This is a genomic window from Paraburkholderia aspalathi, assembly GCF_905220735.1.
Lineage (GTDB): Bacteria > Pseudomonadota > Gammaproteobacteria > Burkholderiales > Burkholderiaceae > Paraburkholderia > Paraburkholderia aspalathi.
Genome location: NZ_CAJNBA010000006.1, coordinates 143,408 through 169,223, shown reverse-complemented (window position 1 = coordinate 169,223; position 25,816 = coordinate 143,408). Strand labels below are relative to the sequence as shown.

22 protein-coding genes are annotated in these 25,816 nt (G+C 61.0%); 16 read left to right on the top strand and 6 right to left on the bottom strand.

Going from position 1 to position 25,816, the window contains the following annotated elements; genetic code table 11:
• Nucleotides 1–203: 203 nt before the first annotated feature.
• The 7 genes from mnmC (at nt 204) to KHO30_RS29920 (ending at nt 9,433) form a co-directional block, all read left to right on the top strand.
• Nucleotides 204–2,171 (top strand): bifunctional tRNA (5-methylaminomethyl-2-thiouridine)(34)-methyltransferase MnmC2/FAD-dependent 5-carboxymethylaminomethyl-2-thiouridine(34) oxidoreductase MnmC1, encoded by a 1,968-nt coding sequence (gene mnmC, locus KHO30_RS29950; RefSeq protein ID WP_211703114.1) that lies wholly within the window; start codon nt 204–206, stop codon nt 2,169–2,171.
• Nucleotides 2,172–3,024: 853 nt separating this feature from the next.
• Nucleotides 3,025–4,230, top strand: coding sequence for a cation:proton antiporter (locus tag KHO30_RS29945; protein WP_211703113.1), 1,206 nt, complete (start codon nt 3,025–3,027; stop codon nt 4,228–4,230).
• A 152-nt stretch (nt 4,231–4,382) separates the two neighbouring features.
• Nucleotides 4,383–5,498: a YbdK family carboxylate-amine ligase gene (locus tag KHO30_RS29940; RefSeq protein WP_200651938.1), complete on the top strand. Its 1,116-nt coding sequence runs from the start codon at nt 4,383–4,385 to the stop codon at nt 5,496–5,498.
• A gap of 535 nt (nt 5,499–6,033) precedes the next feature.
• Complete coding sequence (locus KHO30_RS29935) at nt 6,034–6,672, top strand: MarR family winged helix-turn-helix transcriptional regulator (protein ID WP_054042738.1); 639 nt, start codon at nt 6,034–6,036, stop codon at nt 6,670–6,672.
• Between the two features lie 128 nt (nt 6,673–6,800).
• Nucleotides 6,801–7,514: a glutamine amidotransferase gene (locus tag KHO30_RS29930; RefSeq protein ID WP_211703112.1), complete on the top strand. Its 714-nt coding sequence runs from the start codon at nt 6,801–6,803 to the stop codon at nt 7,512–7,514.
• Nucleotides 7,515–7,587: 73 nt separating this feature from the next.
• Nucleotides 7,588–8,700 (top strand): NADH:flavin oxidoreductase/NADH oxidase, encoded by a 1,113-nt coding sequence (locus KHO30_RS29925; RefSeq protein ID WP_211703111.1) that lies wholly within the window; start codon nt 7,588–7,590, stop codon nt 8,698–8,700.
• Between the two features lie 220 nt (nt 8,701–8,920).
• Entirely contained in the window at nt 8,921–9,433 is a 513-nt protein-coding gene (locus KHO30_RS29920; RefSeq protein ID WP_093634507.1) for an SET domain-containing protein, read from the top strand.
• 72 nt (nt 9,434–9,505) lie between these two features.
• Here KHO30_RS29920 and KHO30_RS29915 read toward each other — a convergent pair whose 3' ends face one another.
• Both KHO30_RS29915 and KHO30_RS29910 read right to left on the bottom strand, forming a co-directional pair.
• On the bottom strand, nt 9,506–11,008 hold the full coding sequence (locus KHO30_RS29915; RefSeq protein ID WP_211703110.1) for a sensor histidine kinase: 1,503 nt from the start codon (nt 11,006–11,008) through the stop codon (nt 9,506–9,508).
• 143 nt (nt 11,009–11,151) lie between these two features.
• Nucleotides 11,152–11,838 (bottom strand): response regulator transcription factor, encoded by a 687-nt coding sequence (locus KHO30_RS29910; RefSeq protein ID WP_028197606.1) that lies wholly within the window; start codon nt 11,836–11,838, stop codon nt 11,152–11,154.
• A 173-nt stretch (nt 11,839–12,011) separates the two neighbouring features.
• Between KHO30_RS29910 and KHO30_RS29905 the strand changes: the two genes are divergently transcribed.
• On the top strand, nt 12,012–12,236 hold the full coding sequence (locus KHO30_RS29905) for a DUF3717 domain-containing protein (protein WP_211703219.1): 225 nt from the start codon (nt 12,012–12,014) through the stop codon (nt 12,234–12,236).
• 94 nt (nt 12,237–12,330) lie between these two features.
• On the opposite strand, the gene KHO30_RS29900 is transcribed toward KHO30_RS29905, so the two are convergent.
• On the bottom strand, nt 12,331–12,675 hold the full coding sequence (locus tag KHO30_RS29900; protein ID WP_266211416.1) for a 4a-hydroxytetrahydrobiopterin dehydratase: 345 nt from the start codon (nt 12,673–12,675) through the stop codon (nt 12,331–12,333).
• Nucleotides 12,676–12,724: 49 nt separating this feature from the next.
• On the bottom strand, nt 12,725–13,615 hold the full coding sequence (gene phhA, locus KHO30_RS29895) for a phenylalanine 4-monooxygenase (RefSeq protein WP_244864162.1): 891 nt from the start codon (nt 13,613–13,615) through the stop codon (nt 12,725–12,727).
• Nucleotides 13,616–13,763: 148 nt separating this feature from the next.
• Between phhA and KHO30_RS29890 the strand changes: the two genes are divergently transcribed.
• Nucleotides 13,764–14,255: an Lrp/AsnC family transcriptional regulator gene (locus KHO30_RS29890; protein ID WP_054042727.1), complete on the top strand. Its 492-nt coding sequence runs from the start codon at nt 13,764–13,766 to the stop codon at nt 14,253–14,255.
• A 92-nt stretch (nt 14,256–14,347) separates the two neighbouring features.
• Here KHO30_RS29890 and KHO30_RS29885 read toward each other — a convergent pair whose 3' ends face one another.
• Entirely contained in the window at nt 14,348–14,884 is a 537-nt protein-coding gene (locus tag KHO30_RS29885) for a class IV adenylate cyclase (protein ID WP_097390774.1), read from the bottom strand.
• 374 nt (nt 14,885–15,258) lie between these two features.
• Complete coding sequence (locus KHO30_RS29880; protein WP_211703109.1) at nt 15,259–16,158, bottom strand: LysR family transcriptional regulator; 900 nt, start codon at nt 16,156–16,158, stop codon at nt 15,259–15,261.
• A gap of 133 nt (nt 16,159–16,291) precedes the next feature.
• Here KHO30_RS29880 and KHO30_RS29875 point away from each other — a divergent pair, with 133 nt between their 5' ends.
• From KHO30_RS29875 to KHO30_RS29845, 7 genes are all read left to right on the top strand, one after another.
• A complete protein-coding gene (locus tag KHO30_RS29875; RefSeq protein WP_093634500.1) occupies nt 16,292–17,830 on the top strand; it encodes a CoA-acylating methylmalonate-semialdehyde dehydrogenase in 1,539 nt (512 codons plus the stop codon).
• A 765-nt stretch (nt 17,831–18,595) separates the two neighbouring features.
• Nucleotides 18,596–20,311, top strand: coding sequence for a GMC family oxidoreductase (locus KHO30_RS29870; RefSeq protein ID WP_211703108.1), 1,716 nt, complete (start codon nt 18,596–18,598; stop codon nt 20,309–20,311).
• A gap of 408 nt (nt 20,312–20,719) precedes the next feature.
• The gene (locus KHO30_RS29865) at nt 20,720–21,499 is read left to right on the top strand and encodes an ABC transporter ATP-binding protein (RefSeq protein ID WP_054038612.1); all 780 of its coding nucleotides are present in this window, start codon (nt 20,720–20,722) and stop codon (nt 21,497–21,499) included.
• Nucleotides 21,496–22,254 carry an ABC transporter ATP-binding protein gene (locus KHO30_RS29860; RefSeq protein WP_054038596.1) on the top strand — a complete coding sequence of 253 codons (759 nt, stop codon included), beginning with the start codon at nt 21,496–21,498 and terminating at the stop codon, nt 22,252–22,254. Before KHO30_RS29865 ends, KHO30_RS29860 begins: the two co-directional genes overlap by 4 nt.
• 66 nt (nt 22,255–22,320) lie before the next feature.
• Nucleotides 22,321–23,535, top strand: a complete 1,215-nt coding sequence (locus tag KHO30_RS29855; protein ID WP_093634498.1) for an ABC transporter substrate-binding protein — start codon at nt 22,321–22,323, stop codon at nt 23,533–23,535.
• A gap of 196 nt (nt 23,536–23,731) precedes the next feature.
• Nucleotides 23,732–24,616, top strand: a complete 885-nt coding sequence (locus KHO30_RS29850) for a branched-chain amino acid ABC transporter permease (RefSeq protein ID WP_054038594.1) — start codon at nt 23,732–23,734, stop codon at nt 24,614–24,616.
• Nucleotides 24,616–25,587, top strand: a complete 972-nt coding sequence (locus KHO30_RS29845; protein ID WP_167378384.1) for a branched-chain amino acid ABC transporter permease — start codon at nt 24,616–24,618, stop codon at nt 25,585–25,587. Before KHO30_RS29850 ends, KHO30_RS29845 begins: the two co-directional genes overlap by 1 nt.
• The last annotated feature ends 229 nt before the right edge of the window (nt 25,588–25,816 follow it).

The window sequence follows — 25,816 nt, the reverse complement described above, 5'->3', positions numbered from 1 at the left end:
TTTAAGCGGTTCTGGGGCGGATATCGAGGGGAAACCCTTCCTTTTCCTCCTCGCAGAGCCCAATTGAAGGCTGAAACCCAGCATGGACGGGGCTTAGCGTTGGTTTTTGCCAACGTTGCAGCACGTCTTTTTCGCCGCCTGGCGAGTTGCGCGCGCTGGCGGTAACGTCTGACCCGCTCTTTCGAGCGTCATTTCTGCCGTGCATGACCGATCCGCTGATCCCCGCCGTCCTCGCTTTTCGCGACAACGGCACGCCTTTTTCGCCGTTCTACGACGACATCTATCACAGCGCTGTCGGCGGTCTCGAGCAGGCTGAATACGTCTTCCTCCGCGGCAATGGACTGCCGCAACGATGGCAGGGCCGCCGCGTGTTCACCGTGCTCGAAACCGGCTTCGGCATGGGGATCAACTTCCTGATGACATGGGCTGCCTGGCGTGCCGATCCGGCGCGTTGCGAACGTTTGCACTTCGTCTCGACTGAGAAGCATCCGTTTACTCAGACCGATTTGCGCAGCGTCTATGCAAAGACGATTTCAGATCCGGAGATCGCCGCGCTGGCGGAAACGCTGGCCGCCGAATGGCCGATGCTTGTCCCCGGCACGCACCGGCTCGAATTCGCGGGCGGGCGAATCACGTTGACGCTAGTGTTCGCCGACGCCGCACAAAGCCTGCCAGCATTGAGGTTGCGCGCCGATGCGTTCTATCTCGACGGCTTCGCGCCGGCGAGAAACCCCGAAATGTGGACACCCGCAATCTTCAAGGCGCTCGCCCGGATGGCCGGTGAGAACGCCACGTTCGCAACCTACAGCAGTGCCGGCGACATCAAACGCGCGCTGACCCAAAACGGCTTTGTGTACCAAAAAGTCGACGGCTTCGGCTGGAAGCGCGCGATGCTGGTTGGCCATTTCGCCCCACGCTGGCGCGTGCGCCGTTATGAGCCGCCCGCGCCGCTTGAAGTCGATGAACGGCATGCGATCGTGATCGGCACCGGGCTCGCGGGTTGCGCAGCGATCGAGCGTCTGGCCGCACGCGGCTGGCGCGTCACGTCGCTGGAACGGCACGCGTCGGTGGCTCAGGACGCCTCGGGCAATCCGGCCGGCGTGTTCCATCCTATGATCTCGCGCGACGACAGCGTCGCGTCACGCGTCACGCGGGCGGGCTTTCTGTACACGCTCAGACGCTGGGCCGCGCTCGAACGGCTTGGTTTCCGTCCATTGCGCGGCGCGCCAGGGCTGTTGCAGATCGCCGCGGACGATGAAGAAGCACGCTCGATGAGCGAGGCAATCGCCGCGTTCGGTTACCCGGCGGAATATGTGACGCCGGTTTCGCTGAGCCAAGCACAAAGGCTTGCCGGCATGCCACTCGCGCAAAGCGGCTGGCTCTTTCCCCAAGGCGGCTGGATCGACCCGGCGTCGCTTTGCGCCGCGCAGTGCGCAGCTGCTGGCGGGTTGCTCGAACGCCGCTTTGGAGTAGACGTAGCGCGTCTCGAGCGATCAGGCAATCAATGGATCGTCTTCGACACAGCGGGGCAAGCCATCGCGCATGCGCCCGTGGTCATCGTCGCGAGCGCGCACGACGCCGCGCGGCTCGCCGGTTTGCAGTACGCATCGACCCGCAGCATCCGCGGCCAGTTGACTTTGCTGCCGCCGGGCACGGTGCCAACACTCGAAATGCCGGTTATAGGCGAAGGCTACGCCGTCCCACTCGCCGACGGCGTTACGCTGATCGGCGCTACCTACGAGCTCGACGACCCCGATACCGCGTTGCGACCGGACGGTCATCGGGAAAACATCGAGCGTGTCGCGCAGATGCTGCCGACCTTTCACGGCATCGTCGACCCGGCACAAGCGGCTGCGCTCGCCGGACGCGTCGCGTTTCGCTCCGTCACGAGTGACCGGATGCCGATGATCGGCAACTTCGCCGATGAAACCGCCTCGGCACGCGACGCCCAACGCCTGCGTGGCGCATGGCCGCTCGATCTGCCACGCGTCGACGGCTTGTACGGCGCCTTCGCTTACGGTTCTCGCGGTCTGGTATGGGCGGCACTTGGAGCGGAGCTGATCGCCTCGCAGATCGAAGGTGAGCCGTGGCCGCTCGAACGGGATTTAGCCGAAGACATCGATCCAGCCCGCTTCCTCTTGCGTGCGTTGCGCCAGGGAACGGTGAGTTAACCCGTAGTTAACCGTACACACCGAACATCAGCGTGAAGAAAAGTTATCCACCGAAACTTGTGGATAACCGCGCCGTTTACCGGCGCAACTCATGTGGAACCATTGTGGACGTAAACGGGGTAACTCCGCCGCGTCCGAAAATCGCGAAAAGTTACCCTTGTATACCCGCCGCTCCCGCACACGCTGTGCATCCTGTTATGCGAGCGGCAAGCCGATGAATCGATTCGGTAAACCGGGGTTATCCACAGAAAACGAGTCAGCTTGTTAACTGTTACTACGTATACATACGGTAAACCTGTAAACAGAAAGGCCGTGCCGGGATCGAGCGCAATCGTTGAGCCCGAAGCGTCGAAAGTTGGAGGAAAACGCCTCCGGCCGTGTCCCAGGAAACACATCTGCAACGTCAGATCTGTACGCTATGGGAGCCCGACCCGGTTTTAAAACGGTCGCTTTTTCCTCATCTCGCGAAGATAACGTACGTTTTTACCGTTTTGCCTGCATGTTCCTGTCTTTTCGGTCAAGTCTGAAAAAGCTATGGCACAATCGCCGTTCTTTTCCGCGTCGTGCCTCGCCGCTGGCCGCACACGCTGCAATGGAACGGTGCCGCGCAATCAGAATCTGATTCAAAGTCGACGGCGTTCTTTCACCGTGCCGGGCCGGTAGCTACGGCCGCCCCCAGAATGCGCTGCGCCCCTTGCGGCAGCGGCACATTCAGATCATCCGATCGTTGAAAACTCGCAACGCGGGTCACGCGAAGCGATCGCGACAGTGAGCGCCTCATGCGTTCATCCGCTCGCCGGTGTTTGCGCCGGTTCGTGTTGTCTGCCGTTGCTGCCAAGGAGAACCCATCACGATGAAGTCGGCGTTTTCATTTTTCCCAGCCTGGCCACTCACACCCGACGCCATTTTTTGGGCTGGTCTTGCATTGCTCGCCGCGGGTCTGTGCGGTGAACTGTGCTATCGCGCATGGCGTTTGCCGCGCATTTCCGGATATGCGGTCATTGGTCTGGTAGCCGGCGCAGCCGGTTTCGGCGTGATCGACGCCGATTCCGCGAGCGCCGCGCGGCCATTGCTCGACGTAGCGCTCGGTTTGTTGTTATTCGAACTGGGTAGCCGGCTCGATCTGCGCTGGATTCGCCGCAATCCCTGGCTGATTCTGTCGAGCATCGCGGAAGCCACGCTGACGTTCGCGCTGGTTTTACCGGTTTTGTTATTCCTGAAAGTGCCGCTGATCGTAGCGACGGTGCTTGCCGCAATTGCCATGGCGACTTCACCGGCTATGGTGATCCAGCTCAAAACGGAGCTACGCGCGGAAGGTCAGGTGACCCAACGTCTGTTGACCCTTACCGCATTGAACAGCATGTATGCGGTGGTGGTCGAAAAGCTTGTCTCGAGCTGGTTGCATCAGGAGATTTACGGCAACGTCTACGCCACGATTCTGCAGCCGCTGTATCTGCTGGTCGGCTCACTCGTGCTGGCCTATCTGCTGGCGCGCACCTGCACGTTTTTTTATCGTCGTCTGAACATGCAGGACGAGCATTCGTTCGTCGCGCTGTTCGGCCTCGTGCTGCTCGCCATTGCGGTGGCGCATGTGTTCAAGCTTTCCACCATTCTCGCGTTGCTGGCCGCGGGCATCATCGTGAAGAATCTTGAAGCTCGCCCGCAGTTGTGGCCGGAACATTTCGGCACGGCCGGCTGGTTATTGACGGTGATTCTGTTTGTGCTGACGCTGACGTCGTTCGAATGGAAAGACATCGCGCTTGGCGGTGTCGCGGCGCTGGGTCTGATTGTTGCGCGTCTGGTTGCGAAACTGGTGGGCGTGATGGCTTTCGCCAAGCCAAGCGGCTTGAACTGGAAGCAGGGCATGGCGCTCGGTTTGTCGTTATCGCCCATGTCGGCGCTCGCGTATCTGCTCGTCGACGATACCTACAACCTCTATCCGAATTTCGATCCGCAACTGCGCGCGATCGTGATGTGTTCGATTTTCGTGCTGCAGATTCTCGGGCCGTGGCTCGTGTATCGCAGCCTGGCGCTGGTGGCTGAACGGCGCGAAGAGTAAGCGCACGGCAAGGGCACGCCGCTGTCCGATGCGCTGTCCAATGCTTCATGCGCCTGATTTGCGCGCTTTATCCAACTTATTCGATTCAAAAACGGCCGGATGTGTGACACAGACATGTGACACACATCGGCCGACCTGACTCAGGGGACGCTATGTCACTCGAACCCTTCATCGATTCGAAACCGTTCACTTTCGGTGTCGAACTCGAGATGCAGATCGTCAATACGCATGACTATGATCTGACCAAAGCCGGCTCGGATCTGATGCGCCTCATCAAGGACGAAAAGATTCCCGGCAACATCACGCCGGAAATCACCGAAAGCATGATCGAGCTGTCGACCGGTATCTGCACGACGCATGAACAGGCTGTCACCGATTTGCGCACGATCCGTGACACGCTGGTGTCGGCGGCCGACCGTCTGAACGTCGGCTTGTGCGGCGGCGGCACGCACGCATTCCAGCAATGGAGTGAAAGGCAAATCGTCGATACGCCACGCTTTCAGTATCTTTCCGAGTTGTACGGTTATCTTGCCAAGCAGTTCACGGTGTTCGGCCAGCATGTGCACATCGGCTGTCCGGATCCGAACAGCGCGCTGTATCTGCTGCATTCGATGTCGCGCTTCATCCCGCATTTCATCGCGTTGTCCGCTTCGTCACCGTTCGTGCAAGGTGTCGACACCGGTTTTCATTCGGCACGACTGAATTCCGTGTTCGCGTTCCCGCTCTCGGGCCGCGCGCCGTTCGTGTTGACGTGGGACAGTTTCGAGGAATATTTCTCGAAGATGGTCCACACCGGCGTGGTCAACAGCATGAAGGATTTTTACTGGGACATCCGGCCGAAGCCCGGTTTCGGCACGATCGAAGTACGCGTGATGGATACGCCGTTCTCAGTGGATCGCGCCGCGGCGATTGCCTGCTACATCCAGACGCTTGCCCGCCATCTGCTGCTCGACAAGCCGATCGTGCCGAAGGAAGACGATTATCTCGTCTACACGTTCAACCGCTTCGAAGCATGCCGCTTCGGTCTGGCCGGCAACTGCATCAACCCGCAAACAAGCGAACGCAAGACGATTTCCGAAGATATCCTCGAAACGCTGGATCTGATTGCACCGCACGCCGAAGCATTGGGTTCAGGCAACGCGCTCGCCGAAATCGGTGCGATTGCGCGCGGCCAGGTCAACGATGCGACGTGGCTGCGGGGCGTCTTCGATCAGGAAAAGTCCTTGCATGAAGCTGTCCGACAGCAGTGTCTGCAGTGGCGAGCCTAGCTAGATAGAGGATTGCTTACGTTAAACCGTAAGGAAGACCCGCCTCGTGCGGGTTTTTTTTCGTAAATAAATTTCCAGCTCGGGGGCCTTCAGGTTTTTCTAAAGTTTACGTATACAAACGTAGTAGTAGTTAACAAGCATTGCATCTGCCTGTGGACAACTGAATAATTCCCTGAAAAGTCAAAGTGCTACGTAAACCATAACCAGGCTGATCCGGGGCGCATCGAGGGCGGTAAACGAGGACAACTTTAGTAAGGAAAGAGGGGGCAAGTTACTTATCAAGAATCGGCACACACGCCATCCCCTGTGTTTTCCCATGGTTATCCACAGCTTGCGTTGGATAACTTAGCTGTACGATTGGCCGGTCTCGCATAGAATGTCGTTTCATCTGCCTTTGGCTTGCAAGGCGGTAAATTTTTGAGATAGTAGAAACCGTCTCGTCTGCTTTACGGCGAGGCTACCCCACACAGGCTACGGGCGTGTTCGGCAGCGGTTTGCCGACATCGCTCGCAAGCTAATAAACCAAACGAAGATTATGAGCGAAGGCGTATACGGAGAACAGGCAACCGGGCGAGTGACCCACAGCCTATTGCGATTGAGCACGGCCATGCGGAGCCAGGCTTGGGAATGGGCGGAAGGCGCAGGCCTTACGCCGACCCAGGGCGAAATCCTGGTCTTGCTGATGCAACGCAAGGGCCCGATGCGTCTTGGTGAAATTGCCCGCGAAACGGCCCTGACCGCCGCGACTACCAGCGATGCCGTGAGCACGCTCGAGACCAAAGGCCTGGTCGAAAAGCGCCGTGCCCTCGACGACGGCCGCGCCCTCGCGGTCCGTCTGACGGCGCGTGGCCGCACCGCCGCGAAGCGCGCTGCGCAATGGCCGGACTTCCTGGCCAAAGCGGTCGGCACGCTGCGCGACGAAGAGCAGACGCTCTTCTATCGCACGCTGCTCAAGACCATCCATCAGCTGGAAGCGCAAGGCACGATTCCGCCGCACCGCATGTGCCTGAGCTGCTCGCACTTCGAGCCGAGCAAGAATCCGAAGAAGACGCCGCACCACTGCGCGCTGCTCGACATGAAGATGTCGGACACGGATCTGCGTCTCGATTGCTCGGTGTACGAAGTGGCCGACGTCGCTACCCAAAAGAAGACCTGGAAGATCTTCGCCCAATAAGGCGGCTTCTCCTGGGACAATCCGCTACACTGCGAAGCCGTGTGCCCGCGGGCGGTGAATACCGTCCGCCGGCTGGTTCGCGCCGTGTAGCGGCAAGTCTTTAGGCAACCTTAAGGTGGGACAGGCTGATGAATCGGGAAGTTCTGGCCATTCGCCACGTGCACTTCGAGGATCTGGGCAGTCTTGAGCTGGAGCTCGGCGAGCGCGGGCGCCCGGTGCGCTATCTCGACGTTGGCGTCGCCCGTATCGAAGCGCCGGACCCGTTTGCCGCATCGCTCATGGTCGTGCTCGGCGGCCCGATCAGTGCAACTGACGACGCGCTTTACCCCACGCTTATCCCGCTGCTGTCCATGATCGAAAAGCGCATCGCCGCCGGTTTGCCGACGCTTGGCATCTGCCTCGGCGCGCAATTGATCGCGCGTGCGCTCGGTGCACGCGTCTACCCCGCGGGCCATACCGAACTCGGCTGGACACCGCTTACGCTCACCGATGCGGGCCGTGCGTCGCCGGTGCGTCATCTGGACGGCGCCCACACGTCGATGCTGCACTGGCACGGCGACACCTTCGATCTGCCCGACAGCGCCACACGTCTCGCCTCGACGCCCGCCTGCGAAAATCAGGCGTTCGCGTGGGGCGGCCATGTGCTGGGTCTGCAATGTCATCCGGAGATTCGCGCTGACCGGTTCGAACCCTGGTTGATCGGCAATGCCGGTGAAATTGCCGGCCACGGCATCGATGCGCGGCAGTTGCGGGCCGAGACCGCACAGTTCGGTCCGCCGCTGGAAGTCGCCGCACGCCGGATGTTCGGTGAGTGGCTCGATCAGGTCGAGCCGAAACCCTGATCGGCGCGCGCCTGCAGACAATCATCCGCGGTGCTATGCTCGATCGCTCTCGGGTTTCTACTGGGCGTAATCCATGAGCGCGCTTTTTTCCCCGCTCACGCTGCGTAGCGTGACGCTTCCCAATCGTATCGTCGTCTCCCCGATGTGCCAGTATTCCGCCGAACGTGGCGAGGCGACGGCATGGCACATGATCCATCTCGGCAGTCTCGCGTTATCGGGCGCCGGCATGTTGTGCATCGAGGCGACCTCCGTCGAACCGGATGGCCGCATCACGCCCGGCGATCTCGGACTGTGGGACGACGCTACCGAAGCCGCGCTGAAGCCGGTCCTGGCCGCGATCCGCAAGCATTCGCCGATTCGCGTCACCATGCAGTTGTCGCACGCAGGGCGCAAGGCGTCGAGCCATGTGCCCTGGGAAGGCGGCCAACTGATTCCGGTGTCGCAAGGCGGCTGGCTGCCGCATGCACCGTCGGCATTGCCGCACAAGGCGGGTGAAGAGCCACCGCTCTCCCTCGACACGCCCGCACTGAACCGGATCCGCGAAGCCTTCGCGGCCTCCGCGCGTCGCGCCGCGCGCCTCGGCATCGATGCTCTCGAAGTGCACGCGGCACATGGCTATCTGCTGCACCAGTTCCTGTCGCCGCTCGCCAATCAACGCAGCGACGATTACGGCGGTTCGCTCGAAAACCGGATGCGCTTTCCGCTCGAAATTTTCGACATCGTGCGCGCCGCGTTTCCCGCGGACAAACCGGTTGGCGTGCGCGTCTCGGCGACCGACTGGGTCGAAGGCGGCTGGACGCTCGAGGACACGATCGCGTTCGCGCAGGAATTGAAAAAGCGCGGCTGCGACTGGATCGACGTGTCGTCCGGCGGTGTTTCGCCTTTGCAGAAGATCCCGCTTGAGCCGGGCTATCAGATTCCTTTCGCGAGGGCCGTTAAACACGCAACGGGCCTGACTACTATCGGCGTGGGCCTGATTACCGATCCGTTGCATGCCGAACAACTCATTGAAGAAGGCGATGCGGATCTGATCGCAATGGCTCGCGCGTTGCTCTACAACCCGCGTTGGCCGTGGCATGCCGCGGCGCAGCTCGGCGCGACGGTCGAAGCGCCGCCGCAGTACTGGCGTTCGCAACCGCGCGAGCAAAAAGCGCTGTTCGGCGATATTTCGTTCGGACAACGGTGAACCAGCCAACGTGCCTTGTGCGCGCACGTCTTATTGACGGTTGAACGAAGCCGTCTTGAGCGTGTAGGATGCCGGATGTGGCGCATGAGCGTCGCAGGTCGACGCGGCGCTCGCAAGGCGCCGCGTTTGCTATCCGCGTCGGAAAAAGCAGCGCGTTAGACGCGGGCATTTCTGACGGCTGCCGGATCTTCACCCCTAGTTCTTCACAAGGATTCATTCAATGAGTTCACGCAGGATCGCCGTGCGCCGTTCGGGTGTGCACGGCAAAGGCGTGTTTGCCACCGAGCCGATTGCGGCCGGCGAACGGCTGATCGAATACAAGGGTGAGCGGATCTCCTGGAAAGAAGCGTTGCGCCGTCATCCGCACAATCCGGACGAACCGAATCACACGTTCTACTTCGCGCTCGACAGTGGCAAGGTGATCGACGGCAAAGTGGACGGCAACAGCGCGCGCTGGATCAACCATTCGTGCGCGCCGAACTGCGAAGCCGAAGAGATCGACGGTCACGTGTACGTGCACGCGCTGCGCGACATAGCCGAGGGCGAGGAAGTCTTTTACGACTACGGCCTCGTCATCGACGCGCGCCAGACCAAGAAGCTCAAGAAGGAATATGAATGCCGTTGCGGCGCGCGCAAGTGCCGCGGCACGATGCTGGCGCCGGCGGAGAAAGAGAAATCCGACAAGACGGTGAAGAAGGTGAAGACGTCCGCGAAAAAAGCGAAGAAGAAATGAAACGCGGGCTGCCTGAGTTGAACGTAAGTGAACTCAAGGCAGCCCGTGGCAGTACATCAACCGACTACAAAGTCAGATATCGATCGGCGCCGAGTGCGCCGATTTTTTTGCCGGACGCCGCACCTCGGGTTCGACTTCGTGCTGCACGCTGATCGGTATCAGCGGAATGCGCACAATAAAGCGCGCACCGCCGTCCGGCGCATCTTCGTAATGCACGCTGCCGTGATGCAGCACCATGATGTCGTGAACGATCGCGAGACCGAGGCCGGCGCCGCTGTCCACACCGGCGTCGCTCTGACCGTCGCCGCGGAAGAATCGTTTGAACAGATCGGCTTGCTGTGTGAGCGGCACGCCCGGCCCGTTATCTTCGACGACGATCTCGGCCATGCGCAGATTGTCGATCACGGTTTGCGACACCGTTACGGTGATGCGGCCGCCATCGAAACGCGAAGGCGGCACGTACTTGAGCGCGTTATCCAGCAGATTGGCGATCACTTCGTGCAGCAGCACGGGATTGCCGCGCGCCATCAGCGGTTGATCGTTGCCCGGATCGTCGAGGCGCTGGAAGCCGAGGTCGACGTGGAAAGTCAACGCACGAGGCACCCATTCCGCACCTGTATCGAAAGCGAGCGCGGCCATATCCACGGTGACAAAACGTGCCGCCTGTTCACCCGGCTCCGCGCGCGCCAGCGAAAGCAACTGGTTCGACAGCCGCACGGCGCGGTCGGCCGCCGCGCGTAGTTCACGGACCGCGGCGAGCGTTTGTTGCGGATCGCGCGCGACCGCGGCCTGTTCCGCGTGCAGCTTGACGGCGGTGAGCGGCGTGCGCAGCTGATGCGCGGCGTCGGCGATGAATTTGCGCTGGCCGTCGAGGGCAGTTTTCAGACGATCGAGCAGCGCGTTCAACGCGCCGGTGAGCGGCCGGATCTCAACCGGAACATAGGTCTCGTCCACCGGTTCGAGCGACGTGTGGGTCTGCCGGTTGAGCGAATCAGCGAGATCGGTGAGTGGATTGAGCTGCTGATTGACGACCCGCCACACGATGACCCAGCCCGCCAGCAGCAGCAACAGCAGTGGCATCATGATGGCGACCAGAAACTCGGCGGCGATCTGAAACCGGTGATGTACCGGCTGACCCACTTCGACGACGATTGGATTGCCGGTGGGCTGATCGACGCGCACCTGGGCCACGCGCACCGTCACGCCTTGGTGCTGCGTTTCGAAAACGTACGCGTAATGCATGCGCCGCACGCTGGTGCCTTGCAGCGGCAGGTTGTGGTCGCCGGCGATTTCGGTTTCGCCGTTGCTGATCCGATAGACGAGTTGTTCGACCGGATCGGAGAACATGGCCTGCGCGAGCGGCGGCACCGTCACCTTGGCGTCGGGGCCGGCAATCTGGATCTGTTTGGAGATCGCGGTGGCGAGATCGGCGAGCGAGCGGTCGACCACATGCTGCGTGTACTGCCACGCCAGCCAGTAAGCGATCAGGCCGCTCATCAGGGCGAGCAGCGAAAGGGGAGCAGCGAGGCGCCGCAGCAGCGTGCGGCGCAGACTATTGGCGGCCGGCTGGGGCATGATCGAACGCGCGGGAAAGGAGCAACGGCGTAGAGCACCGTAGCACCGTGAAAATTCGCCGGACGCCGGCGAATTGCGCACCGAGTGCGCGGCGCCGGCCCGGCGCTGTCAGGCCGCAATTCAGATTGCGGCCCTTGCAACGATTATGCGGCCTGACGGATTTCCTGCAACAGGTAACCGAAGCCACGCACCGTGACGATTTCGACACGGCAGTTTTCGAGCTTTTTGCGCACCCGGTGCACATAGACTTCGATCGCGGTATCGCCGAGATCGCCGCCGAAGTGCGTCAGATGGTCTTGCAACTGCGCCTTGCTGACCACGCGGCCGTGGCGCAGCAGCAGCATTTCGAGCACCGCGAATTCGCGCGGCGACAGTTCGAGCGGCTTGTCATCGTTGAAAATGCGGCGATCGACGCCCGACAGACGCACACCGCCCAACGACACTTCCGGACGCGGCATGTCGCCATGCGGGCCGCTGCGGCGCATCACGGCGCGGATGCGCGCTTCGAGTTCGGTGGGTTCGAACGGCTTCAGCATGTAGTCGTCCGCGCCGGAATTCAGGCCTTGCACGCGGTCGTTCAACTCGTCGCGCGCGGTGAGGATGATCACCGGCGTGTGACGATTGCTCTGACGAAAGCGCGCGAGCAGCGTCATGCCGTCGATACCGGGCAGGCCCAGATCGAGAATCACCAGTTCGTGGCGGTTTTGGGTGAGGGCCTGTTCGGCGAAAATGCCGTCATGGACCATGTCGACGGTGAAGCCGGCTTGTTCGAGACTACTTTGGATGCCGCGTGCGATGGGGCGGTCATCTTCGATCAGAAGGAGTCGCATGGATTTCGCTCAAGTACAATGGTTTTAGGCGTTTGGGCAAGCGGTTCGCCGGGGCGCCTGCTGCACAGGCAGCGTGCCGCGTGGCCGTGCCAAACTGGCACCAGGCAGCCACGAAACAGCTATCGAGCAGCCATGAAGTAGCCATCAAGCAGCCACTGAGCGACCACGAAGTCATGTCCGAGATAACGATCCACGAACTGGAAGCCGCGATCAACTTCTGGCGCGCCCGCTCACCTTCGAGCGGCGACGAACTCGTTCTGTGCAAGGAGGCAAGCGCGCTCTCCAAGCCGTATGCGCTGATGATTGTACAGCGTCAGCACACGCTATCACCGGATCGTTTAGACGGGTTTGCGAGGCAAGCGTGGGATTCTTACGTGCGCCTTAATAATAGCCTGTAGAACTGAAGGTTTGGGCGCCGGATTGCCTGCAATGCCCTTTCATTACCGTCAAATCGCGCGATGCGGGGTGCATCGAGGCATCTGATCGCTTGTATTACGCAGTAATACTGTCGATAAATCGTGCCAATTTAATGTCTCGCTCGGTCAAGCCATTGGCTTCGTGCGTCGACAAGGTGATTTCCACCTTGTTGTACACGTTGAACCATTCCGGATGGTGATCCATTTCCTGCGCCTTGATCGCCACGCGCGTCATGAAGCCGAATGCTTCGTTGAAGTCGGCGAACTTGAAGTGGCGCTGGATCGCGTCGCGGCCCGCCACGGCTTGCCAGCCGTGCAGTTCAGCCACTTGCGTGGCGCGTTCTTCGGAAGTCAGTTTGCTAATCATGGTGCTACCTCGTTGATCTGAACAGGCGCGCCGGCAGGCGTGCGTATCCGCTATTTTTTCACGGATGGCATCAGTCTGCTGTCGGCCTGCTCAGGCTGCGTTGTCAGATATCGCCGTCGGCTTGCCAGCCTTCCTGCGAGCCGCGCGTGATCACGCTATCGTCTTCGAGCACGTCGCCTGCCGCGAACGCCGGCTCTGCGGCCAGCTTGGCCAGCAGCGGGGCGAAGTCGGTCTGCGTGACGCCGAACAACTGCGCGAAGTCGTCGATCACGAAGTAGGTTTTCTGGAACGTGTCGATGCGATAGCGCGTGCGCATCACGCGTTCGAGGTCGAAGCCGAGCCGGTTCGGCGCCGCGCTTTGCTGGCTGTAGAGCGTCTCGCCTTTGCTCGAGACGATGCCGGCACCGTAGATCTTCACGCCGTTCGGACTCGCCGCGTCGCGGATCAGGCCGAACTCGACGGTGTACCAGTAGAGCCGGGCGAGCAGCGGCAGGGCGCCGGCATCATTGGCGGCAAGCGCCGCGCGGCCGTACGCGTGCATGTAGTCCGCGAACACCGGATTGATCAGCAGCGGTACGTGGCCGAACAGATCGTGAAAACAGTCCGGTTCCTGCAGATAATCGAGTTGGTCGGGGCGGCGCATCCACCATGTCACGGGAAAGCGGCGGTTCGCCAGATGCTCGAAGAACACCTGGTCGGGCACGAGTCCGGGCACGGCGACGATTTGCCAGCCCGTCGCGGGCGTCAGCCTGGCGTTGATTTCGTCGAATGAGGGCACACGGTCGTGCGGCATGCCGATACAGTCGACACCTGCCAGAAACTCGTCGCACACACGGCCCTTGAGCAACGCTGTCTGGCGTGCATAAAGCTGCTGCCATACAGCGTGGTCGACCGCGCCGTAGCGCTCGGTCGGCTGGTCGATGGTGAAGTCGGCGCGGGTTTCGAGGCCGGCGTCGAATTGCTCTTTGAGTTTGGCGGTGTTGGCGGTGGACATGATGCTGCGCGCTCTACGGTGTCTGCGGGTTGAAACGGTGATGCAAGTGTAGAGCGGCAGGCGTGCGGAATGGGCGCAATGTTGGCGTTATGGCGTGTCAATATGCAATAATCATGCATCAATTGCCGATTCAATGCGGATATCAATCATGTTAGAACTCGATCACTTCGATCTCGCGCTGCTGGACGTGCTTCAGCGCTTCGGCCGGGCCACGCATCAGCAATTGGCTGAGCAGGTGCCGCTGTCACCGTCGCAGATTGGGCGGCGCTTGCAGCGCCTGGAGCAGGTGGGTGTGGTGGACGGCTACCGCGTCGTGCTGCGCCCGGAAAAACTCGGGCTCGGCGTGACGGCGTTTACGAGTCTGAAGTTGAAGCATCACGGCGACTCGATCATCGAGCAATTCCAGCAACAGATCGAGGTGCTGCCGGAAGTACTGGAATGCCACGCGGTGGTCGGCGACGCCGACTATCTGCTGCGCATTGTCGCGCCCGATCTGAACTATCTGTCGACGTTCGTGATGAAGAAATTGATGCGTGTGCCGGGCGTCGACAGCGTGCGCTCCAATATCGTGTTGACCACCTTCAAGCGTAATGGGCCGTTGCCGCTCGGCCATCTGTCGCCGGGGGCGGCCGCCGCTTGATGCGGGGCTGTCCGGGGTTTCTGGTGTTGAGGGAGGTTACGAAGGGGCGCGGTTCCTGGATTGACCTCACCGCGACCCTTGATGCTTAAGTTTTACGCAGCCTGCTTCGGCTCGGTGTCCGGGCTCAACAAATCCACATAGGCCACCGCCACAAGGTCCGATTCCGGTACGCCGAGGGTCTGGAACATCGCGTGTGCTTCGGCGTGACCGCCTTCTTCGTCGTCGTCCTGAGCCAGCAGCACTTCGAGTTCGACGAAGTCGCCGAGCCCGTCAACGCGATCCAGATGGATCCGCGTACGTCCCGTCAGATAAACGTGACGTTCCTTCGTGACGATGCCACGCGTGGTCAGCGCCGTGGCGAGCAGCGCGTGCATCGCCTCAGGGTTGGTCACCGGGCTACGCGTGTAATACGACGCCTTCGGACCGTCGCGGTCGTCGCGCTGGTAGAAGATCAGTTCGGCTGGCGTGCCGTCGTCGAACTGGCGCAGCTTCAGGCGGCCACGCGGCACGTCGTAGAAAAAGTCCTGCTGACGGAAGATCAGCGGCGCATCCGGCGCAAGCTTCGCGGCGCGTTCACGCAGTTGTTCGAAATGCTGGGCGCGGGCTTTGATTTCAATGTTGCGTGCCATGTCAGGCTCCTGTCGAAGGATGGCGTGGTCGGCAGCTTCCGGTGGTGCCGGGGCGAAGCTGCCGGGAAGGACGAAGTCAGACGGAACAGAAACGATGCGGGGCCGGCGCGTGAGCGCGAACCCTCAATCTAACAAAAAGTGCGTGACGGTGTGGTTTCAGATGACGGGGCCAGCAAAGCCGGGCTTCGAGGCGAACCTCGATTGACCGCCTGCGAGCTTGCTCTGCTTACGCCACCAGCCGAAAGCGGTCTGCGAGGGCACGCGGAGAGATGACAATCGGTCGCATGGTGCGCGGCTGTCATGAGAGCAGCTCATATCGCCCTTGCGGCCGTGGTGCCCTCAGGCGTGGGTCCGCGCCGGCCTTGACGCCGTCCTCAAGTCGCCCATTGCTGCTCGATCAGCTTCAACGCCGCGGCGATCGCTGGTTCGTCCTTGCGCTCGGCGAGCGTGATGAAGCTGAGCTGGGTCGGCACGGTGACGCCTTCAACAATGGTCAACGCGTGTGCATGTGCTTCGGCAATTGCGGTGGCATCGCGCGCGAGCGTCAGACCGACGCCTGACTTGACCAGATCGAGCATCGACGGCTCCTGATCCACTTCCGCCACCTTAACCGGTTTGACGCCGGCCTCACCGAAGCAGCGCGACAACAACCTGTTGTGCGCGGACGCAGGCGGCGTCCAGATCCATGGCAGTGCGGCGAGCGAACGCCAGTCGCGCGCGCCCTTCACGCGATCTTTCCAGCCCGCCGGCGCCAGCACGCGGTACTGGAAGTGCGTGAGCGTGACGGCATGAAAGGCAGCGCCGTCGCGGGCATCGTCATCGGATGGTAGGCCGATGTAGTAACCCACATCCAGTTCACCGGCACGAACCTGTTCGAGCACCCAGCCCGACATCCCGTGGCGCAAGGCCGTTTCGATGCGCGGCCAGGTTTCCACCAGTTGCTTGAGAAAGCCGCCGAGGCGCAGAAACGCCGGATCGAGAATCGTGCCGATCCGCAAACGACCGCGCACTTCGTGGCGCAGCGACGCCGCCGCTCGCTGCACGTCGCTCGCGGCGCCCAGCGCACGTTCGGCGTGGGGCAACAGGGCCTGACCGTCGCGGGTCAGCGAAAGCCCGTGCGAGGTCCGCGTGAACAGCGTCACGCCGAGCGTCTCCTGCAAATGCTTGATTTGCAGGCTGACGGCGGGTTGGGTCAGGTGAAGCTGCACTGCGGCACGCGTGAGGTTGCCCTCGCGTGCCACGGTGACGAACGCCCGTAGCAGAGTCAGATCCATATCCTGATATTAGCTCGCCTTATAGCGCAGTTGAGCATTACTCATTGGATTTGTCGCCCCGAAGCGCCGTACGCTTGCGTTCATCACGCCGTTCGCGGTGGGCGGAAGACCTTCATAGGAAGAGGACAAGAACATGAGCGAGACATATCAGGACGAGGCTGTCCGGAGCGAGACGAGCGCACGCGCGCTGACCCATTTCATCAACGGCAAGATGGTCGAGGGAACGAGCGGCCGCTTCGCTGACGTCTTCAATCCCGCGCTTGGCAGCGTGAGCGCACGCGTGCCGCTGGCGAGTGTCGCTGAGGTGGATGCGGCGGTCGCTGCCGCCAGTGCTGCGTTTCCTGCATGGAGCGAAACCGCGCCGATCAAGCGGGCGCGCGTGCTGTTCAAGTTCAAGGAATTGCTCGACCGTCACCATGACGAACTGGCGGAATTGATCACGCGCGAGCACGGCAAGGTGTTTTCCGATGCGAAGGGCGAGGTGATGCGCGGCATCGAGATCGTCGAGTTTGCGTGCGGCATTCCGAATCTGCTGAAGACCGACTTCACCGACCAGATCGGCGGCGGCATCGACAACTGGAATCTGCGTCAGCCGCTGGGCGTGGTTGCCGGCATTACGCCGTTCAATTTCCCGATGATGGTGCCGTGCTGGATGTTCCCGGTGGCGATCGCATGCGGCAACACGTTCGTGCTGAAGCCATCGGAGCGTGATCCGTCGGCATCGAACCGTCTTGCTGAATTGTTCAAGGAAGCCGGGTTGCCGGACGGCGTGTTCAACGTCGTGCATGGCGACAAGGTGGCGGTGGATGCGTTGCTCGTGCATCCCGAGGTGAGCGCGTTGTCGTTTGTCGGTTCGACGCCGATTGCCGAATACATCTATACGGAAGGCACGAAGCACGGCAAGCGCGTGCAGGCTTTGGGCGGGGCGAAGAATCACCTCGTGGTGATGCCGGACGCGGATCTCGATCAGGCGGTCGATGCGTTGATTGGCGCGGCGTACGGTTCCGCCGGCGAGCGGTGCATGGCGATTTCGGTGGCGGTTGCGGTCGGACATATTGCCGATGAACTGATCGAGCGACTGACACCGCGCGTGAAGAGCCTGAAGATTCTGAACGGCATGGAATCGGAAGCCGAGATGGGGCCGTTGGTGACGGCGGCGCATCGCGAGAAAGTGGCCGGTTATATCGATGCCGGCGTTGCGGCGGGTGCGAAGCTGGTGGTCGATGGGCGTGGCCATCAGGTGGCTGGGCATGAGAAGGGATTCTTTCTCGGCGGCACGTTGTTTGATGATGTCTCGACCGATATGAAGATTTATCGCGAGGAGATTTTCGGTCCGGTGTTGTGTGTTGTGCGGGTGCCGGATTTTGCTTCTGCTGTTGAGCTGATTAACGCTAACGAGTTTGCTAATGGGGTGTCGTTGTTCACCTCTGATGGTGGTGTGGCTCGGGCGTTTTCGCGGCAGATCCAGATTGGGATGGTGGGGATTAATGTGCCGATTCCTGTGCCGATGGCTTGGCATTCTTTTGGTGGGTGGAAGAAGTCCCTCTTCGGGGATCACCATGCGTATGGGGAAGAAGGCGTGCGCTTCTATACTCGCTATAAAAGCATCATGCAGAGGTGGCCCGATAGCATCGGGAAGGGGGCTGAGTTCACTATGCCAGTAGCGAAGTAGACTTTTTTTGCCTTTGCGGCGCTTTTTGTCAGGGTTCTTGGGGCTTTGGCCTTTCCTTGATTTGCTTTTGGTTTATTAGCGTTCCCCCTGTGCGGGGGGGCACCTACTTTTCTTTGCCGCCGCAAAGAAAAGTAGGCAAAAGAAAGCGGCTAGAAGCCCCTGCTAAGCGGGCACGGTGGTCTGCTGCGGGTAGTGGTGCGACTGGAATCCGTGTTCTCGCACAGTCCGCGTTAGTGACAAAGGAGTCATCAGCTCCCACTCCGCACTACGTGCGTCGCGGACGGGTATGCATGGGAAACCACGGGCTTCGGTTGAGGTTTGTGGGGGCCGTCGGCTTCGCCTCGGCGAGGTGCTTGATTAGTTAGTGGCGCGTGCTAGGCGCTCGATGTGAAGGCAGCGATTGCGAGTGGGGTAGGCCTGAGTGAACGGATGGTTTTATGAACTACTCTTCGGCGCGCGTAGCGCCGCCGGAAGTATGACTCCCTTGTCACAAGCACGTGCAGCGGCACGAACCCAGATTCCAGTCGCACCACTACCCGTTGCAGACCACGGTGCCCACTTAGCATTAGCGGTTTGAGCTGCTTTCTCTTGCCTACTTCTCTTTGCAGCAGCAAAGAGAAGTAGGTGCCGCCCCGCACAGGGGCAACGCTAATAGACCACTAACAAAGCAAGGAAAGGCACCAAAGCCAGAACAAGGAAAGGCCAACGCCGTAAGAACACAGACAATAAGCGCCGCGAAAGCAAAAAAGCTTAGGAGACAAAACGATGAACACCCCAGAAAACACACAAACAAAAACCCGCCGCCTGGAAGGCGAATTCGACTACATCATAGTCGGCGCCGGCACAGCAGGTTGCGTCCTCGCCAACCGCCTATCGGAAGATCCAGAGGTGCAGGTCCTCCTGCTGGAAGCCGGCGGCAAAGACGACTACCACTGGATCCACGTACCGGTAGGCTACCTCTACTGCATTGGCAATCCCCGCACAGATTGGCTCTACAAAACCCAGTCAGAACCCGGCCTGAACGGCCGCTCCCTCTCATACCCGCGGGGCAGAGTACTAGGCGGCAGCTCCTCCATCAACGGCATGATCTACATGCGCGGCCAACGCGAGGACTACGATGAATGGGCTCGCGTCACCAATGACGCCTCCTGGTCCTGGAACTCTGTCCTCCCCATCTTCAAACGCAGCGAAGATCACCACGCCGGCGCGTCCGAATCGCATGGAGCAGGCGGCCCATGGCGCGTCGAAAAACAACGCCTGAAATGGAAGATCCTCGAAGAGTTTTCACAAGCCGCACAACAAACCGGCATACCCGCTACCGATGACTTCAATCGCGGTGACAACACCGGTGTCGGTTACTTCGACGTCAATCAGAAACGCGGCATCCGTTGGAACGCGTCGAAAGCCTTTCTGCGTCCGGCGCTTAGGCGACCCAATCTCACCGTTATCACCGGTGCCCATACACAGCGCGTCGTGTTCGAGGGACGTCGCTGCACCGGCGTCGAATATCGCGGCGACAACACGGACTATCTCGCCAAAGCCCGTTGCGAAGTGATCCTCAGTTCCGGTGCGGTCAACTCGCCGCAATTGCTCGAACTCTCCGGTATCGGTAATGGTGCGCGCCTCCAGAATCTCGGTATCGAGGTTGTGAAGGATCTGTGCGGCGTCGGCGAAAATCTGCAGGACCATCTGCAGTTGCGCATGGCCTATAAAGTCGACGGCGTGCGTACGCTCAATACCGCTTCCGCGCATTGGTGGGGCAAGCTGATGATCGGCATGCAGTACGCGTTCTTTCAAAGCGGCCCCATGTCGATGTCACCATCGCAACTCGGCGCGTTCGCCAAGTCCGATCCGAATGACCGCTCGCTCACGCGTCCCGATCTCGAGTATCACGTGCAGCCGCTCTCACTCGATCGCTTCGGGGAACCGTTGCATCGCTTCAATGCATTTACCGCGTCGGTGTGTCAGTTGCGGCCAACCTCGCGTGGCAGTATTCACGTCGGATCGCCCGATGCGTCGGCGCCGCCGTTGATCGCACCAAACTATCTGTCCACCGATTACGACCGGCACGTCGCTGCCAACGCATTGCGTCTGACGCGCCGCATTGCCGCGGCGCCTGCGCTCGCGCCCTATCGGCCGCAAGAGATTCTGCCCGGTATCCAGTATCAGACCGAAGAAGAACTTCAGCAGGCCGCGGGCGCGGTCGGTACCACCATCTTTCATCCGGTCGGCACTTGCCGGATGGGCACCGCCGACGATCCCGCCGCGGTCGTCGACAATCGCCTACGAGTTATCGGGGTTGACGGTTTACGGGTGGTCGACGCATCAATCATGCCGTCCATCACCTCGGGCAACACCAACTCGCCGACACTGATGATCGCCGAGCGCGCCAGCGACATGATCCGCGAAGACCGTCGCGCACGCTCGGGCGGCAATGTGCTGGTTCAGACTAGCGGTGCGCCGTCCATGTCAGCCGTGTGACACTCGGCGTGACTGTGGGAGCCGAAGCCGCGGTGCGTGCCTCGGACTTTGCCTGGCATGCCTCGAGCGTGATGGAAGCAGCGCTCGCGGATCCCCCTGGCGCCTGCCGAGCAAGGTTGACGCATCGCGTGCGCATCCTTCAGGCGCCCCGAGTAAGGGTGGCGTGCCGCTTGAGCACGCCTCGGGCCCGCTTCAAACAGTCGTCATCCACTAAGTGCAAATCCCAATGAATGCGCTGCATCATTGGCGCGACAATGGCAGCCATGCTGCGTGCCGCCCATGGATTACCGTCCGGATTGGTGCAGTACGCCAACGAGCGGCACGGGGTGCCGCCGTCACACATAAAAGTCGCGCAGCCGTTCGCGCGGAAGATCGTAATGCTTCGCCTTACTCCGTATGGAAGGGAACATGATTCTCGGCGATACGATTCTCGAAACGCGCGGCCTCACCCGCGAGTTCAAAGGCTTCATCGCCGTGAACGGGGTGAACCTGCGCGTGCGCCGTGGCTCGATCCATGCGCTGATCGGCCCTAATGGGGCAGGCAAGACCACCTGCTTCAATCTGCTCACCAAATTCCTTGAACCGACCGCGGGCCAGATCGTCTTCAACGGAATCGACATCACCAGTGAACGCCCGGCGCAAATCGCCCGGCGCGGCATCATCCGCTCGTTTCAAATTTCTGCTGTATTTCCGCATCTGACAGCATTGCAGAATGTGCGCATCGGTTTGCAGCGTGTGCTCGGCACGGCATTTCATTTCTGGAAGAGCGAACGCACGCTGCGTCAGCTCGACGATCGGGCCATGGACTTGCTCACCCAGGTCGGATTGACCGATTTCGCCGACGTGCTCACGGTAGAACTGTCCTACGGCCGCAAGCGCGCGCTCGAAATCGCCACCACGCTCGCGATGGAGCCCGAGTTGATGCTGCTCGACGAACCAACACAAGGCATGGGCCATGAAGACGTCGATCGCGTCACGGCCTTGATCAAGAAGGTATCGAGCGGCCGCACGATCCTGATGGTCGAACACAACATGAACGTGATCGCCGGCATCTCCGACACCATCACCGTGCTGCAACGAGGCGAGGTGCTCGCGGAAGGCAGCTATGCCGAAGTGTCGAAGAATCCGCTCGTGATGCAAGCCTATATGGGCAGCGCCGACGCGGCGCTCGCCGGAGCCCACGCATGAATACGATTGCGGAGCGCGAAAGTCTCGAAGTGAGCGACACGGCTGGCGGTGCCCCCGCGCTGGAGATCACGGGTTTGCAGGCATGGTACGGGGAGTCCCATATCCTGCATGGCGTCGATCTGACGGTGAACCGCGGCGAAGTCGTCACGCTGCTGGGCCGTAACGGCGCGGGGCGCACCACCACACTGCGCGCGATCATGGGGCTGACCGGCCGGCGCACCGGCTCGATCCGCATTAGTGGCCGCGAAACCATCAACCTGCCCACACATCGCATCGCTCACTGCGGCATCGGTTACTGCCCGGAAGAGCGTGGGATTTTTTCGAGCCTCTCGTGTGAGGAAAACCTGCTGTTGCCGCCGCCCGTCGGCGACAAGGCGCACATGATGTCGCTCGAAGAAATCTATTCGATGTTCCCGAATCTGCAGGAACGCCGCATGAGCCAGGGCACGCGGCTCTCGGGTGGCGAGCAGCAGATGCTGGCGGTCGCACGCATTCTGCGCACCGGCGCGAGTTTGTTGCTGCTCGACGAAATCTCGGAGGGCCTGGCGCCAGTCATCGTGCAGGCGCTGGCCCGCATGATCATGACGCTCAAGGCGCGCGGCTACACGGTTGTGATGGTCGAACAGAATTTCCGCTTTGCCGCGCCACTCGCCGATCGCTTCTATGTGATGGAGCATGGTGCGATCGTCGAACACTTCGAGGCCGGCGAGCTTGAAAGCAAGATGCCGGTGCTGCACGACTTACTGGGCGTATAGACAGGAAGTAACGAGAAACGTCCGATTGCCTCTGATAACCACAAGCGAAGAAACCAGGAGACAGGAATGAAAAAGAACCCACTCGCGCGGCTTGCCACACTCTGTTTCGCGGTTGCCGCCGGCGCCGCGTTGACGATGGGCAGCGCGCAGGCCGCTGACGATGCCGTGAAGATCGGCTTCATCACCGACATGTCGGGTCTGTATGCGGATATTGATGGCCAGGGCGGTCTCGAAGCGATCCGCATGGCCGTGGCCGACTTCGGCGGCAAGGTCAATGGCAAGCCGATCTCGGTGGTCTATGCCGATCACCAGAACAAGGCCGACATCGCGGCGTCGCGGGCGCGCGAATGGTTCGATCGGGATGGCGTCGATCTGCTGATCGGCGGCACGAATTCGGCAACCGGGCTGTCGATGAACACGGTGGCTGGTGAGAAGCACAAGGTTTATATCAGCATCGGCGCGGGCGCCGACACCCTGACCAACGAGCAGTGCACACCGTACACGATCCACTACGCGTACGACACGACGGCGCTCGCCAAGGGCACGGGCTCGGCGGTGACGAAGCAGGGCGGCAAGACCTGGTACTTCCTGACCGCTGACTATGCGTTCGGCAAGGCACTCGAAAAGAATACGTCGGACGTCGTGAAGGCCAACGGCGGCCAGGTGCTGGGCGCTGTGCGTCATCCGCTTTCGGCATCGGATTTCTCGTCTTTCCTGTTGCAGGCGCAAGCGTCGAAGGCGCAGATCCTCGGCCTCGCTAACGCGGGCGGCGACACGATCAACTCGATCAAGGCCGCCAAGGAATTCGGCATCACGAAGACGATGAAGCTGGCCGCACTGCTGATGTTTATCGACGACGTCCACAGTCTGGGTCTGGAAACGACCCAGGGCCTGGTGCTGACGGACAGCTGGTACTGGAACAAGGACGCCACTACGCGCGCGTGGGCGCGGCGCTACTTCGACAAGATGAAGAAGATGCCGTCGAGCCTGCAGGCTGCCGACTACTCCGCGACCATGACCTACCTGAAGGCCGTGCAGACGGTCGGCTCGACCGACTCCGACAAGGTAATGGCGCAACTGAAGAAGGCCAAGATCGACGACTTCTACGCGAAGGGCTACATCCGTCAGGACGGCAGCATGATCCACGATATGTACCTGATGCAGGTGAAGACGCCGGCCGAATCCAAAGAGCCGTGGGACTACTACAAGATCACTGCGACGATTCCCGGCGAACAGGCGTTCACGACCAAGGCTGAAACGCGCTGCGCGATGTGGAAATAAGCGTAGGTTGATAACCAGTTGACCGTCTGTCAGCCGTTTCTGGCGGGAAATATATAGCGCCGTTTTGGTACACAGACTGATGGTCAGCTGCTTCATGTGCCGCGCGCGATCGAGCGGATGGCTCGCCGGCCGCGCGCCGGCGGGATCATACGTAACCGATCTCACCCTGACGTTGGCTTAAGGGATTAAGGCTTCAATGGAAATCTTTGGCGTTCCGCTACCGGCGATGCTGAGCCAGTTGCTGCTGGGGCTCGTGAACGGCTCGTTCTATGCGATTCTCAGCCTGGGTCTGGCGGTGATCTTCGGCTTGCTTAACGTGATCAATTTCGCGCACGGCGCGTTGTTCATGCTCGGCGCAATGCTCGCGTGGATGGGCCTGTCGTATTTCGGCCTGCCGTACTGGGTGATGCTGGTGCTCGCGCCGCTGATCGTCGGCGTGTTCGGCATCGTGATCGAACGCTCGATGCTGCGCTGGCTGTACAAGCTTGATCACCTCTATGGGCTGCTGCTCACTTTCGGGCTCACGCTGGTTGTCGAAGGCGTGTTCCGCTCGATTTACGGGTCGTCCGGCCAGCCATACGACGTGCCGTCGGCGCTCTCCGGTGCGACCGATCTCGGCTTCATGTTCCTGCCGAACTATCGCGCGTGGGTAGTGGTGGCGTCGCTCGTGGTCTGCTTCGCCACGTGGTTCGTGATTGAGAAGACGCGCCTTGGCGCCTACCTGCGCGCGGGCACCGAGAATCCGAAACTGGTCGAGGCGTTCGGTGTCAACGTGCCGTTGATGATCACGCTCACCTATGGCTTCGGCGTCGCGCTGGCCGCGTTCGCCGGCGTGCTGGCCGCGCCGGTGATTCAGGTCTCGCCGTTGATGGGCCAGCCGATGATCATCACCGTGTTCGCGGTGGTCGTGATCGGCGGCATGGGTTCGATCATGGGCTCGATCCTGACCGGCCTGCTGCTTGGCGTGATCGAAGGGCTGACGCGTGTGTTTTACCCGGAAGCGTCGGCGACCGTCGTCTTCGTGATCATGGCGCTCGTGTTGCTGGTGCGCCCGGCGGGTCTCTTCGGCAAGGAAAAATGATGCAGAGAAAAGTGCTCTACGGTCTGCTGCTGATCGCGCTTCTCGCGGTGCCGGTGCTCGGCATCTATCCGCTCTTCGTCATGAAGGTGCTGTGCTTCGCGTTGTTCGCCGCGGCCTTCAATTTGCTGATTGGATACACGGGGCTGCTCTCGTTCGGTCACGCAATGTTTCTCGCGTCGGCCGGTTACGTCACCGGCTATGCGATGCAGACGCTCGGCTTCTCTCCGGAGCTCGGTGTGCTGGCGGGCACCGCCACGGCGACGTTGCTTGGGCTGGTGGTCGGCCTGTTCGCGATTCGCCGGCAGGGCATCTACTTTGCGATGGTGACGCTGGCGCTCGCGCAGATGGTCTACTTCGTGTTCCTGCAAGCGCCGTTCACGCACGGCGAGGACGGCCTGCAAGGCGTGCCGCGCGGCAAACTGTTCGGCTTGCTGGATCTGTCGTCGGACGTGACGCTGTACTTTGTCGTGCTGGCCGTGATGGTGCTGGCATTCCTGCTGATCGTGCGGATCGTGCACTCGCCGTTCGGGCAGGTGCTGGTCGCGATCAAGGAGAACGAGCCGCGCGCCGTGTCGCTGGGTTACGATACCGATCGCTTCAAACTGCTGGCGTTCATTCTGTCTGCTGGGATCGCCGGTCTGGCGGGCTCGCTCAAGGTACTGGTGCAGGGCTTCGAGACGCTGAGCGACGCGTACTGGACCATGTCGGGTCTCGTGATCCTGATGACGCTGGTGGGTGGCATGGGAACGCTGTTCGGGCCGCTGCTCGGCGCGGCGCTGATCGTTGCGCTCGAAGACCGGCTCGGCGATATCGGCACGGCGCTGGCTTCGTCGACAGGCGTCGAATGGTTCCGCTCGCTGGGCGAATCCGTGACCATCGTAACGGGCGTGATTTTTATTGCCTGCGTGCTGGCGTTCCGGCGCGGTATTGTCGGCGAGATCATCGCGAGAGTGCGGCCATTGCGGGCCTGAAGCGGCAATGAGGCGGCAATGAGGCGGCAATGAATTTCAAATTGCTTTGGCATCCGATATAATTCGGCGCTCGTGAAATCGGTCAGGCTGGATCTTGCGTTGCGCGCAGGCCGGCCTCGCGCTAAATCGGAACAAAACGTGCCCCACATTTGTGCCGCAGTGCACCACTAGGGTAATTGCTAGTTGTAAGGGGGAGGGTGCTCGTTTAATCTTCATGCAGTTCTGATGC

What these genes read in the sequence shown, in the direction of transcription:
- mnmC (WP_211703114.1), top strand. Translation starts at nt 204, where the DNA reads ATGACCGATCCGCTGATCCCCGCCGTCCTCGCTTTTCGCGACAACGGC.
- KHO30_RS29945 (WP_211703113.1), top strand. Translation starts at nt 3,025, where the DNA reads ATGAAGTCGGCGTTTTCATTTTTCCCAGCCTGGCCACTCACACCCGAC.
- KHO30_RS29940 (WP_200651938.1), top strand. Translation starts at nt 4,383, where the DNA reads ATGTCACTCGAACCCTTCATCGATTCGAAACCGTTCACTTTCGGTGTC.
- KHO30_RS29935 (WP_054042738.1), top strand. Translation starts at nt 6,034, where the DNA reads ATGAGCGAAGGCGTATACGGAGAACAGGCAACCGGGCGAGTGACCCAC.
- KHO30_RS29930 (WP_211703112.1), top strand. Translation starts at nt 6,801, where the DNA reads ATGAATCGGGAAGTTCTGGCCATTCGCCACGTGCACTTCGAGGATCTG.
- KHO30_RS29925 (WP_211703111.1), top strand. Translation starts at nt 7,588, where the DNA reads ATGAGCGCGCTTTTTTCCCCGCTCACGCTGCGTAGCGTGACGCTTCCC.
- KHO30_RS29920 (WP_093634507.1), top strand. Translation starts at nt 8,921, where the DNA reads ATGAGTTCACGCAGGATCGCCGTGCGCCGTTCGGGTGTGCACGGCAAA.
- KHO30_RS29915 (WP_211703110.1), bottom strand. Translation starts at nt 11,008, where the DNA reads ATGCCCCAGCCGGCCGCCAATAGTCTGCGCCGCACGCTGCTGCGGCGC.
- KHO30_RS29910 (WP_028197606.1), bottom strand. Translation starts at nt 11,838, where the DNA reads ATGCGACTCCTTCTGATCGAAGATGACCGCCCCATCGCACGCGGCATC.
- KHO30_RS29905 (WP_211703219.1), top strand. Translation starts at nt 12,012, where the DNA reads ATGTCCGAGATAACGATCCACGAACTGGAAGCCGCGATCAACTTCTGG.
- phhA (WP_244864162.1), bottom strand. Translation starts at nt 13,615, where the DNA reads ATGTCCACCGCCAACACCGCCAAACTCAAAGAGCAATTCGACGCCGGC.
- KHO30_RS29890 (WP_054042727.1), top strand. Translation starts at nt 13,764, where the DNA reads ATGTTAGAACTCGATCACTTCGATCTCGCGCTGCTGGACGTGCTTCAG.
- KHO30_RS29885 (WP_097390774.1), bottom strand. Translation starts at nt 14,884, where the DNA reads ATGGCACGCAACATTGAAATCAAAGCCCGCGCCCAGCATTTCGAACAA.
- KHO30_RS29880 (WP_211703109.1), bottom strand. Translation starts at nt 16,158, where the DNA reads ATGGATCTGACTCTGCTACGGGCGTTCGTCACCGTGGCACGCGAGGGC.
- KHO30_RS29875 (WP_093634500.1), top strand. Translation starts at nt 16,292, where the DNA reads ATGAGCGAGACATATCAGGACGAGGCTGTCCGGAGCGAGACGAGCGCA.
- KHO30_RS29870 (WP_211703108.1), top strand. Translation starts at nt 18,596, where the DNA reads ATGAACACCCCAGAAAACACACAAACAAAAACCCGCCGCCTGGAAGGC.
- KHO30_RS29865 (WP_054038612.1), top strand. Translation starts at nt 20,720, where the DNA reads ATGATTCTCGGCGATACGATTCTCGAAACGCGCGGCCTCACCCGCGAG.
- KHO30_RS29860 (WP_054038596.1), top strand. Translation starts at nt 21,496, where the DNA reads ATGAATACGATTGCGGAGCGCGAAAGTCTCGAAGTGAGCGACACGGCT.
- KHO30_RS29855 (WP_093634498.1), top strand. Translation starts at nt 22,321, where the DNA reads ATGAAAAAGAACCCACTCGCGCGGCTTGCCACACTCTGTTTCGCGGTT.
- KHO30_RS29850 (WP_054038594.1), top strand. Translation starts at nt 23,732, where the DNA reads ATGGAAATCTTTGGCGTTCCGCTACCGGCGATGCTGAGCCAGTTGCTG.
- KHO30_RS29845 (WP_167378384.1), top strand. Translation starts at nt 24,616, where the DNA reads ATGCAGAGAAAAGTGCTCTACGGTCTGCTGCTGATCGCGCTTCTCGCG.